The sequence below is a fragment of the Flavobacterium sp. genome, from assembly GCF_043720215.1.
In the GTDB taxonomy this organism is placed as follows: Bacteria; Bacteroidota; Bacteroidia; order Flavobacteriales; family Flavobacteriaceae; genus Flavobacterium.
This window is the reverse complement of the sequence record NZ_JAYSSZ010000126.1, coordinates 1-11,848: the sequence shown is the minus strand read 5'-3', so window position 1 is coordinate 11,848 and position 11,848 is coordinate 1. Positions and strand designations below refer to the sequence as shown.

Genomic DNA, 11,848 nt, shown 5'->3' with positions numbered 1-11,848 from the left:
ACCTAACTCTACTAAACTATTAAAAAGTTCTTTGACATTAGTCATATTAAAGTTTCCAGCTAATAGCAAATTTCTGTGCATCCAATTATTTTGACGTAAAAAAGGATGAACGTTTTCAATACTATTTTTCCCAAAAGTTCCATAACGAACATGCCCTAAAAACAATTCACCAATATAAGGGATGTTTGCTTTTTGGAGTGTGACATTATCTGCATATTCTGGGTGCGCAATCATTTCTTCGTTTACTCTCGCATTTATTTGTGCAAAAACATCTTGTATTGCTTGAGCATCGTTAGAACGCACCCTACTTATATATCTTTCACCTGGTTCTACATCTAGTTTGATGCTTGCAAAACCAGCTCCGTCTTGACCACGATTGTGCTGTTTTTCCATCAGGAGATACATTTTTTGTATTCCGTAAAAAGCAGTGCCATATTTTTCTTTATAAAACTCAAGCGGTTTTAATAATCTTAAAAATGCTATTCCACATTCATGTTTTATTGCATCACTCATTGGGTTGTTGTAATTTTGTAGTTATTTTTTAAATCAAAAACGCCCCGAAATTTCGAGGCGTTTTTATTATAATACTATATCAAATTGTGTTAGAGATTTGAATTGTTTCAATCTCGCGACAACTTCTTCTTTATTTAATTTTAGCATTCTTTCGGTTCCAAACTTCTCAACGCAGAACGACGCTAAATTTGATCCGTGAATGATTGCGGTTTTCATATTCTCGAAAGAAACGTTTTCGCTTTGTGTTATAAATCCTGCAAAACCTCCTGCAAAAGTATCTCCTGCTCCTGTTGGATCGAATACTTCTTCGAGTGGCAATGCTGGTGCGAAGAAAACCTCTTTGTTGTGAAAAATTAAGGCGCCGTGTTCTCCTTTTTTAATCACTACATATTTAGGTCCCATTGTGTGGATTTTCGCTGCAGCTTTTACAAGAGAATATTCTCCAGACAATTGGCGAGCTTCTTCGTCATTTATAGTAATAACATCAACACGTTTTATGACGTTTAGTAAATCTTCTAGTGCGCAATCCATCCAAAAATTCATTGTATCAAGTACAACTAGTTTTGGCTTTTCTTCCATTTGATCTAAAACGCTACTTTGTACCATTGGGTGCAAGTTTCCAAGCATAACAACGTCGGCATTTTTGAAATTTTGAGGAACTTTAGGTTGAAAATCAGCTAAGACATTTAGTTCGGTAGCCAATGTATCTCTAGAGTTTAAATCATTATGATATTTTCCGCTCCAAAAGAAAGTTTTTCCTCCTTTTACTACTTCAAGACCTGAAATATCGATGTTTCTAGAGGTTAATAAATCTAAATATTCTTGTGGAAAATCGTCCCCTACAACAGAAACTATTGCCGATTGCAAGTTAAAATGTGAAGCTGAAAGTCCAATATATGTTCCTGCACCACCTAATATCTTGTCTGTTTTTCCGAAAGGAGTTTCAATAGCGTCGAAAGCAACAGTTCCAACAATTAATAATTTATTCATTTCTTTGAGTTTCAAATTAAAGTGCAAAGATAGTTTTTAAGTTACAAAGTTGCAATGATTGAAAGTTGTAAAGTTTTCATAATAGTTTGGCTTCTTCCTTTTCATAAAAAGCATCAATAGAAACTGTTTTTTGGTTTGATGCAAAAACGGCTAATTCATCGCATCGTTCGTTTTGCGGATGATTGTTGTGACCTTTTATCCACTTAAAATCGACTTGGTGTTTTCTGTGAATAACTAGAAAACGTTTCCATAAATCTGAATTTTTCCGGTCTTTAAAGCCTTTTTTCTCCCAACCTAAAACCCATTTTTTTTCAACAGAATCTACGACATATTTAGAATCTGAAACTACTAAAACTTTCATGTTTGGATTTTTTAATTTTTCAAGACCTACAATAACTGCCAAAAGTTCCATTCTATTATTGGTTGTATGCCGAAATCCTTCGTAAAATTCTTTTTTGAAACTAGTCCCAACTAATTCCATAACAACACCATATCCGCCTGGACCAGGATTTCCTTTTGCGGCACCATCTGTGTATATGTGTACTTCGTGTTCCAATGTTAGATTTTAGGTATTAGTAATTTTTCTATCTCTTTTGGAAAATATTCCATTTCTAGGGCATGAATTTTTTGGGCAATTTCTTCGGGGGTTTTACAATTTATTATTGAAACACTTTTCTGGAAAATAAATTCGCCTTCATCGTAATTTTTATTCACATAATGAATTGTAATTCCTGTTTCTATTTCTTTATTTTCTAAAACTGCTTTATGAACATTTATTCCATACATTCCTTTTCCTCCATATTTTGGGAGTAATGCAGGATGAATATTTATTATTTTATCTGGATACTGTTTAATAATTTCTTCAGGAAATTTTAAAAGAAAACCTGCTAGAACAATTAAATCTGGATTTATTTTGTTTATTTTATTTAAAACAGTGCCTTCTGAAAGCTCGTTTTTATTGAATGTTTCAGTTGAAACCTGAAGCTGACTCGCCTTTTCTAAAACTTTGGCATGTAGATTGTTAGTAAATACTGCGACTACATTTCCTTGATAATTATTTTTAAAATGTAATATAATTTTTTCGGCATTAGAACCCGATCCAGAAGCAAATATTACAATCTTTTTCATTTATACTGTGATTTATATTACGCAAAAAAAAGAATAATAAATGATAAATAATTAAATTTAAACGTCTTTGTGAAATTATTTTTTTAAATTCGTAGTCAGATTTATTAACTAAAATGTTGTTTTAAGATAAAGTTTTTTATTTTTGCCAACAAATTAAAATTTAAAATTAAAGATTATGTCAGACATTGCATCAAGAGTAAAAGCGATTATCGTAGACAAATTAGGCGTTGACGAAAACGAAGTTGTAACAGAAGCAAGCTTCACAAACGATTTAGGAGCTGATTCATTAGACACTGTTGAGCTAATTATGGAGTTCGAAAAAGAATTTGATATTCAAATTCCAGACGACCAAGCAGAAAACATTGCTACGGTAGGTCAAGCAATTTCTTACATAGAAGAAGCTAAAAAATAATACTAAAAAACATCTGTGAGTGAAATATCTTACAGATGTTATTATTTTTTTAATGTTCTTTCAAAATCTTTTGTAGATTTGTAAAAACACTGATTGTATTACAATCATAAAAATATTTATGTAATACCCAATGTTTCTTTTAGTAATTATTAAAAGTACGCTGGGTTTTTTTATATTAAACAAAACCAACTAAACAATGCAATTAAAGCGAGTAGTAGTAACAGGATTAGGAGCATTAACCCCTATTGGGAACAATATTCAAGAATATTGGAACGCTTTAATAAGTGGAAAAAGCGGCGCAGCTCCTATTACTTATTATGACACCGAAAAGCACAAAACTAAATTTGCTTGTGAAATAAAAAACTTCAATATAGAAGATTTTATGGATCGTAAAGAAGCTAGAAGAATGGATAAATTTGCTCAATATGCTGTTGCTGCGAGTGAAGAAGCTATAAAAGATGCTGGAATAACCGATACCAATGTAGACAAACATAGAGTTGGTGTTATTTGGGGAGCTGGAATAGGCGGATTAGAAACTTTTCAAGAAGAAGTTCTAAGTTATGCAAAAGGCGATGGAACACCAAGATTTAATCCTTTCTTTATTCCAAAAATGATTGCCGATATTGCTCCTGCTCATATTTCTATGAGAAACGGATTTATGGGTCCTAACTATACTACTGTTTCTGCTTGTGCATCTTCTGCAAATGCATTAATCGATGCATTCAATTATATTCGATTAGGAATGTGCGATATCATTATTTCTGGCGGATCAGAAGCCGCTGTAACTATTGCAGGAATGGGTGGATTTAATTCAATGCAAGCATTATCTACTAGAAACGACAGCCCAGAAACTGCTTCAAGACCATTTGACGCTACACGTGACGGATTTGTTCTTGGTGAAGGTGCAGGCGCATTAGTTTTAGAAGAATATGAACATGCAATAGCTCGTGGTGCAAAAATATATTGTGAAGTTGGTGGTGGCGGAATGTCATCTGATGCGTATCACTTAACCGCACCTCATCCAGAAGGATTGGGTGTTATTGCAGTTATGAATAATACACTTCGCGATGCAGGTATGAAACCTGAAGAAGTAGATCACATTAATACGCACGGAACTTCAACTCCACTTGGCGATGTTGCCGAATTGAAAGCGATAAGCCATGTTTTTGGCGCACATGCTAAAAATATTAATATCAATTCAACAAAATCGATGACTGGACATTTGCTTGGTGCTGCTGGTGCTATCGAAGCTATTGCTTCTATATTATCTATCAAACACGGAATTGTTCCTCCTACAATAAACCACACAACCATCGACGAAAACATTAATCCAGAATTAAACTTAACACTAAACGTAGCTCAAAAAAGAGACGTAAAAGTGGCTATGAGTAATACTTTTGGTTTTGGTGGTCACAATGCGTGTGTTTTATTCAAAAAATTAGTTTAATTACTCGCATGAGTCTTATTAAAAAAATATTTTCAAATTCCCGTTCTCCAGAGGACGGGCTTTTTTTTGATAAACTCGAAAAAATATTAGGGTTTAAACCTTCAAATCTTATTCATTTTCGCAAAGCATTTACACATCGTTCGATGAATAAATTAGACGAAAAAGGAAACCCAATGAACTATGAACGCCTAGAGTTTATGGGCGACGCTATGTTGGGTAGTGTTATTGCTGCTCATTTATTTAACATGGTTCCTACTGGCGACGAAGGATACCTTACTAAAATGAGGTCTAAAATTGTAAGCCGTGAACACTTAAACGAATTGGGAAAAGATCTTAATCTGATTCAGTTTTTAGAAAGCAAAGTAACCATTCAAAATTTTGGAGAAAACATACACGGGAATCTTTTTGAAGCATTTATAGGAGCAATTTACCTTGATCGAGGTTTTACGTACTGCGAAAAATTCATCCACAAAAAAGTCATCAAACCTTATGTAGATATTGACAAATTAGAAGGAAAAGTCATTAGCTACAAAAGTTTACTGATTGAATGGTGTCAGAAAGAGAAAAAACAATTTCACTACGATATTTATGAAGATGATGATGCGGGCAAGTTGAAATATTTTGGAGTAAAATTTAGTATCGATGGAAAAGTTATTGGCAAAGCTAGGGCAACATCTAAAAAGAAAGCAGAAGAAATAGCGTCTAAAAGAGCGTATTTTGCTTTTCAGACAAAAATAGATGCTAAATAATCACTTTTTTATAAAACTATAACGGCATCATTAATAATTTAACAAAAACCTAATTTTGTTAAGCAGTTTATAACCAATAGAAATATTATCTTTACAGCTTATCTTTTAGTCTTTATATGGCAATTCATAAATTACATCTTGAAGATTTTGATCAAGTCGATTATAATTTAATTGCAATTCACACATCGCAAGAAGATTATAAATTAGCTTTTAAATTAAACCAAAAACTAATAATTTCGCTTAGTAAAAACGAAAAAGAAATTCCTATAGAAATTCAGGAAAAAGTCACTTATTTTTCACGGTTTACTTTCGAAGATGAAGAAAAAATGATGGTTTGGGATTTAATTCAAAACAAACAAAAAATAGATTTACCTGTTCAGGACTTGCAAGCTAATTTATTTGAAAATAAAAATTTTACAAGACGAATTTCCTTAGTTTCGGAATTAAAAAAAGTAGATTATTTCCTAAAAATCGAACATGACCCACAATTTATAGTAAAAGATATCATAAATAAAATAAATAAAATTGATTCCATAAGTGCTGTTTATGAAGTAAATGCAACTGAAATGAAATCAAAAAACAATTTAATTTTTTAAAAAAATGCCAACAAACAAAAAAACTAAAATTGTAGCTACACTTGGACCAGCCTGTAGTACAAAAGAAGTATTAAACGATATGATTATTGCTGGAGTAAATGTCTTCAGAATTAATTTTTCGCATGCAGATTACGACGACGTAAAAGCTAAAATAGATATAATACGAGGATTAAATGAAGAGTTTGGCTACACAACAGCTATTCTTGGCGACTTACAAGGACCAAAACTTCGTGTTGGTGTGATGAAAGAAGATGTGGTTGTAAATCCTGGAGATATTATTACTTTTCAAACAGCTGAAGATGTTCCGGGAACAGCTGACCGAGTTTATATGAACTATAAGGAATTTCCAAAAGATGTAAATCCAGGCGAAAAAATCTTGCTCGATGACGGAAAACTAATGTTTGAAGCCATTGAAACCAATAGAAAAACAGAGGTAATTTGTAGAGTAATTCAAGGCGGACCATTAAAATCTAAAAAAGGAGTAAATCTTCCTAATACTAAGGTTTCACTTCCCGCATTAACCAAAAAAGACATAAAAGATGCCATCTTTGCAATCGAGCAAAAAGTTGATTGGATAGCGCTTTCTTTTGTAAGAACTGCAGAAGATTTAATAGAATTACAACAACTAATTGCTAAACATTCGGATCATAAAATTCCAATCATTGCCAAAATAGAGAAACCAGAAGGTGTAGCCAATATTGATAAAATTGTAGCCCATTGTGATGGCTTGATGGTAGCTCGTGGTGATTTAGGTGTTGAGGTTCCAGCTCACGAAGTGCCACTTATCCAGAAAAAATTAATTCACAGAGCAAAAACAGCTCGTATACCTGTAATTGTTGCTACACAAATGATGGAAACCATGATTACAAGTCTAACGCCAACTCGTGCTGAGGTTAATGATGTAGCAAATTCTGTTATGGATGGAGCTGATGCTGTAATGCTTTCTGGTGAGACATCAGTTGGTAATTATCCAGTACAAGTTATTGAACAAATGACTCAAATTATTGAAGCCGTAGAAGATTCTCCGCTTATTCAAGTTCCACAAAACACACCACAAATTCGTACCAATCGTTTTATTACCAAAACAATTTGTCATCACGCTGCAACAATGGCAAATGTGATTAAAGCAAAAGCAATTTGTACCTTAACCAATAGTGGATATACAGCTTTTCAGATTTCTGCTTGGAGACCATCGGCCCATATTTTAGTATTTACATCAAATAAAAGGATTCTTACACAACTTAATTTAATTTGGGGTGTAAAATCATTTTATTACGACAAATTTGTAAGTACAGATGATACCGTTACCGATGTAAATGAAATTGCCCGCCAAAAAGGTTTTGTAGAGAAGGGAGATTTTTTAATTAATCTTGCAGCTATGCCTATAACTGACAAAGGAATGGTAAACACCTTGAGGGTGTCTGAAATAGATTAAATTTTAAAAATTGTCTCATTTTTAAAAAACAAGACGAATTATTTATAGATTTTTATAAAAACACTATATTTACAAAAACTAAAAAACTAAATATGATGAAAAAAATTATTTATCTAATATTATTCTTGTTTTCTATAACTGGATTCTCACAAAATCCATTAGACAAAATAAAAAAATATCTTACAAACAAAGACAAAATTGAAACATTAAGATTAACCAATAACGATGTCAACGATCTTGTTATTGTTAATGAATTTAGTTCCGAGTTTACCAAAATCAATAACTATCACGTTAAACAAAGAGTAAATGGAATCGAAATAATTAATTCAGACTCCAATTTTTTAATGAAAAACGAAGAAGTTTATGCTGGAGGAGAAGATTTTTACAGAAACATTTCTAGTAAAGTAAATATTGTAACTCCAACTCTTCAAATCACAGAAGCCTTTACTTTGGTTCTTTCAAAATTAAATGCACCGCAAGTTAGAGATGTAACCTTAATCGAATCAAACGGTTTCAAATATAAATTAACAAATGGAGTTTTAAACCAAGATCCAATTAAAGCACAATTAGTCTATTTTTATACAAAAATGAATACCTTGAGATTAGGTTGGAATTTTGAATTTTATACACAAGACACCAAAAGTCTTTGGAACGTTGTAGTAGATGCTGTTGATGGGAAAATATTACAGAAACATGATTTAGTAATATCATGTTCTTTTGAAAATCATACAAATCATTCACATAATAAAGACAATTCAAACTCGTTTAACAAATATTTTTTTAACGAAAAATTAAATCCTACAACCACAGCTCTAGTTCCAGCGATTGGAAATTACAGAGTTTATCCATCAAATATCGAAAGCCCAAATCATGGATCTAGACAACTAATTTCTACTTCAGGAAATGCATTAGCTTCTCCTTATGGATGGCATGACATCAATGGAAATGACGCGGTTGAATATACGATAACTAGAGGGAATAATGTATATGCTCAAGAAGATGCAAATGGGAATAATGGTGTAGGAGCAAGTCCAGACGGTACGGCTTCTTTAACATTTGACTATGCCTATGGCGGAACAGGTGTTGCCGCATCTACCTACACAAATGCAGCAACAACCAATTTATTCTATATGAATAATATCATGCACGATGTATATTACCAGTATGGTTTTAACGAAGCAAACAAAAATTTTCAACAAAATAATTATGGTAGAGGTGGTGCTGGTAACGACTCGGTAATTGCTGAAGCACAAGATGGAAGTGGAACAAACAACGCAAATTTTGCTACTCCAAACGATGGAAGTCAGCCGAGAATGCAAATGTTTTTATGGACTAATGGTCCGGCTCCAACTTTAACTATAAATTCACCAGCATCTATTGCGGGAGCATATAGTATTACTGATAATGGCTTTTCGCCAGGTCATATTGCTGTCCCAGTTTCACCAGGATTAACCCGCAATTTAGTACTCTATAATGATGGAACACCTGATAATTCAGATGCTTGTACAGCTGCCACAAATGCAGCAGCATTAAATGGAAACATAGCAGTGATTAGAAGGGGGACGTGTACTTTTGCTCTTAAAGCCAAAGCAGCACAAAATGCAGGTGCTGTAGCTGTTATAATTGTCAATAATGTAGCGGGTGGAGCGCCAGGAATGTCAGGGGCAGATGCAACAATTACGATACCAGTAGTTAGTATAAGTCAAGCAAATGGAGAGGCTATTATAACTGCCATGGCAAACGGAACTGTTACGGTAAATGGTAATTTAACAGCTCCTGCTGGTACTTTTGTAAACTCCGACGGAGATTTTGACAATGGGATTGTTGCGCACGAATACGGACACGGGATTTCTAGCCGATTAAGTGGAAATTGCTTGGGTGGAAGTGATGAGCAAATGGGTGAAGGTTGGTCTGACTGGTTTTGGCTAATGCTTCAAATTAAAGCTACTGACAATGGTACCGAATCTAAAGGAATTGGAACATTTGCCACACAACAACCTACAACAGGCGTAGGAATTAGAACCTATCCTTATTCAACTGATAGAACCAAGAATCCTTTTACCTTTGATAGTAGTAACTCCCAAGTTGCTCCTCACGGAATCGGGTCTGTATGGTGTACTATTTTATGGGATTTAACTTGGGCTTATATCGAGAAATATGGATATAGTGCTGATGTATATAACGGAAACGGCGGAAATAATAAGGTAATGAGATTAGTTTTAGATGCTATAAAAATTGATGGTTGTAATCCAACTTATATTAGTGGACGTGATGCATTAATTGCTGCTGATCAAGCTACTACTGGAGGTCAAAATTATTGTATGATTTGGAAAGTATTTGCCGCTAGAGGTATGGGAACAGGTGCTTCATCAGGATCATCAGTTGATACAACGGACCAAATGGAAGACTTTACCGAACCAGCTCCAGGACCAAACTGTACACTGGGAATTAATTATTTTGAGAATGAAGATATGATATCTATTTATCCAAATCCATCAAACGGTTTAGTAACCATTAAAATAAATAAATTTTCTGGAAAATTAAATTTACAAGTAATTGATATAAACGGTCGAGTGGTTTACACAACTAACGATACCGATTTTAATACAGAAAAAACTTTAAACTTAAATCACTTACAAAAAGGAATGTACGTGATTAAAATTAATGGCGACGATGTAAACTATATTAAGAAAATTATCTTAAACTAAAATTTAAAAACACCCCAAAATAGTATCTAACTTTTTTGGGGTGTTTCATTTAAAGATGTGCTTTCCTTGTTAAACCATCTCCATCAATTCTAGCGCCTTTTTAATATTTTTTACATTTTCGAAAGTTAATAATAAACGCAAGCCGTTATTAGGTTAGTTTATTTTCTATTAACTTTTCAACAAGTAAAGTTAGTTTTTCTAAACTATCTGCGATTTTCAAAATTGCCTCTGTTGAATTTATTTTTGTATTTGGACTATTTACAAGTGCAATTGCGTTTTTCTTATTGCTAATTTTTATTTTATAAATATCCTCTTCAAGTTCTTTTACATCAACATTAAAATAAGTTGCTAACTTATATAAGTTTTCACGTTTTGGTGTAGTAACGTTTTTTTCCCAATCACAATAAGTACTTTGCACGATATCTAAATCATAAGCAACCTGATCTTGTTTTAGATTTTTCTTGGTTCTTAAATCATATAATTTGTTACCTAACGACATGTTTTTTTTCTTGCTAAAATAATGTATTTTTTTAATTATCGGTTTAACCGATAAATTATTTTTTATTTCCGATTGTTAAATGTTTGTATTAGAATGAATTTTGCTGAAATATTTATTAATCAATAAAAATTAAAACAAATGAAAAAATTATTATTAGTTTTGTTCCTATCTGTAGGGGCAACAACTTTTGCAAACTCGGGGAAAGTAGTTACAAAAAAATTAGAAACGAAAAAGGTTTTCAAAGTAATGGAATGTAGTATAAGTTGTGACGGTGTGACAATTAGTTTTCAAGCTGGTAGTGCTGCTGAAGCAGTTGCAATTGCAAGCCGTTATTGTGGTGGAGGAGTAATATCAATAAATGGCTAAAATCTTAATTTTTATTTACTGCAAATTATAATTTATAGACTAAAAATGTTTCTTTAAATATTTTTAGTCTATCTCTAAAATGGATTAAATATCCGATATTTACTATTATTATGAATAAATTTAGTTTCTTACTCATCATTTTAATTACATCATTTTGTTTTGCACAAAATAACATCGACAAAGGAGTTGTATTTTATAGCCAAATTGAAAGTCCTTTATTGGGTAAAAAAAGAGGGCCTGAAGTATTGTCTTGTCTTGTTTTTAATAAAACAGAATCGAGTTATGTAACTAAAAAGGATTCTTTAGTCTCATTGATGAAAACAGAATCGAAGCAAATCTATGAGAATGATGATAATTCATCTATATACATAAATAATGGAGATCCAACTTACAAGTTTGGTTTTCAGGTTTATACTGATCTGAAAAGAGATAGTGTTTGGAGTAGTTCAAGATGGAAAGTATTTGCCTATGTAAAAGAGAAAAAAGTAAACATTAATTGGAAATTGATTAGTGAAAGAAAAAAAATAGGTGATTTTGAATGTTACAAAGCGATAGGTCTTTTGAGAGGTCGTGAATATACCGCTTGGTATACTAATGAAATTCCTATTCCTTTTGGCCCATGGAAACTACAAGGGTTGCCAGGACTTATTATTGAAGCTTATGACAAGAATGAGAATTTTTATTTTTGCATGAAAAAAATAGAATATCCATCACAAAACCCATCACCTATATCTAAAGTTATTTTAGAAAAAGGCAAAAAATGGTTAAATATGAAGGAGTATTTTGAATGGTGTGACGAGAATTTATTATCCGCTTACGAAAAAGGAATACTTTTGGGAATAAAAATGATAAAAAACACAAAACAAGAAATTTTTAAAGAATTTACTGAATAATGCTAAAAAAAGTTTTTTTATTATTTATAATTCAAACAACTGTTTTTAGCCAACAAAAAAATATTTCAGGTTTTGTAAAAGATAAATTAAACAAAGGCATTGTAAGTGCTTC

General features: G+C 32.4%; 12 protein-coding genes and 1 pseudogene. 8 read left to right on the top strand and 5 right to left on the bottom strand.

The genetic code is table 11. From position 1 onward, the window contains the following. The 4 genes and pseudogenes from ACHZC3_RS06060 to ACHZC3_RS06045 all read right to left on the bottom strand — a co-directional run. A pseudogene (locus ACHZC3_RS06060) lies at positions 1-513 on the bottom strand (amidophosphoribosyltransferase); the annotation flags it as partial. Between the two features lie 66 nt (positions 514-579). Continuing rightward, complete coding sequence (locus tag ACHZC3_RS06055) at positions 580-1,503, bottom strand: PfkB family carbohydrate kinase (RefSeq protein ID WP_394758981.1); 924 nt, start codon at positions 1,501-1,503, stop codon at positions 580-582. Between the two features lie 76 nt (positions 1,504-1,579). Next, positions 1,580-2,059 carry a ribonuclease HI gene (gene rnhA / locus ACHZC3_RS06050; RefSeq protein WP_394758980.1) on the bottom strand — a complete coding sequence of 160 codons (480 nt, stop codon included), beginning with the start codon at positions 2,057-2,059 and terminating at the stop codon, positions 1,580-1,582. A 2-nt stretch (positions 2,060-2,061) separates the two neighbouring features. Next, entirely contained in the window at positions 2,062-2,631 is a 570-nt protein-coding gene (locus ACHZC3_RS06045; RefSeq protein WP_394758979.1) for a phosphoribosylglycinamide formyltransferase, read from the bottom strand. 175 nt (positions 2,632-2,806) lie between these two features. Here ACHZC3_RS06045 and ACHZC3_RS06040 point away from each other — a divergent pair, with 175 nt between their 5' ends. The 6 genes from ACHZC3_RS06040 (at position 2,807) to ACHZC3_RS06015 (ending at position 9,978) form a co-directional block, all read left to right on the top strand. Further along, positions 2,807-3,043, top strand: coding sequence for an acyl carrier protein (locus ACHZC3_RS06040; protein WP_007137004.1), 237 nt, complete (start codon positions 2,807-2,809; stop codon positions 3,041-3,043). A 196-nt stretch (positions 3,044-3,239) separates the two neighbouring features. Continuing rightward, positions 3,240-4,490 (top strand): beta-ketoacyl-ACP synthase II, encoded by a 1,251-nt coding sequence (fabF, locus tag ACHZC3_RS06035; RefSeq protein ID WP_394758978.1) that lies wholly within the window; start codon positions 3,240-3,242, stop codon positions 4,488-4,490. A gap of 8 nt (positions 4,491-4,498) precedes the next feature. Then, positions 4,499-5,239 (top strand): ribonuclease III, encoded by a 741-nt coding sequence (gene rnc / locus ACHZC3_RS06030; RefSeq protein WP_394758977.1) that lies wholly within the window; start codon positions 4,499-4,501, stop codon positions 5,237-5,239. A gap of 116 nt (positions 5,240-5,355) precedes the next feature. Beyond that, a complete protein-coding gene (locus ACHZC3_RS06025) occupies positions 5,356-5,835 on the top strand; it encodes an IPExxxVDY family protein (protein WP_394758976.1) in 480 nt (159 codons plus the stop codon). A gap of 4 nt (positions 5,836-5,839) precedes the next feature. After that, positions 5,840-7,270, top strand: a complete 1,431-nt coding sequence (gene pyk, locus ACHZC3_RS06020) for a pyruvate kinase (protein ID WP_394758975.1) — start codon at positions 5,840-5,842, stop codon at positions 7,268-7,270. A 95-nt stretch (positions 7,271-7,365) separates the two neighbouring features. Continuing rightward, the gene (locus tag ACHZC3_RS06015; protein WP_394758974.1) at positions 7,366-9,978 is read left to right on the top strand and encodes a T9SS-dependent M36 family metallopeptidase; all 2,613 of its coding nucleotides are present in this window, start codon (positions 7,366-7,368) and stop codon (positions 9,976-9,978) included. A 148-nt stretch (positions 9,979-10,126) separates the two neighbouring features. Here ACHZC3_RS06015 and ACHZC3_RS06010 read toward each other — a convergent pair whose 3' ends face one another. After that, complete coding sequence (locus tag ACHZC3_RS06010; RefSeq protein WP_394758973.1) at positions 10,127-10,477, bottom strand: helix-turn-helix domain-containing protein; 351 nt, start codon at positions 10,475-10,477, stop codon at positions 10,127-10,129. Between the two features lie 138 nt (positions 10,478-10,615). On the opposite strand from ACHZC3_RS06010, the gene ACHZC3_RS06005 reads away from it, so the two are divergent. Both ACHZC3_RS06005 and ACHZC3_RS06000 read left to right on the top strand, forming a co-directional pair. Further along, positions 10,616-10,843: a hypothetical protein gene (locus ACHZC3_RS06005; RefSeq protein WP_394758972.1), complete on the top strand. Its 228-nt coding sequence runs from the start codon at positions 10,616-10,618 to the stop codon at positions 10,841-10,843. Between the two features lie 110 nt (positions 10,844-10,953). Beyond that, complete coding sequence (locus ACHZC3_RS06000; RefSeq protein WP_394758971.1) at positions 10,954-11,736, top strand: GLPGLI family protein; 783 nt, start codon at positions 10,954-10,956, stop codon at positions 11,734-11,736. Positions 11,737-11,848: the final 112 nt, after the last annotated feature.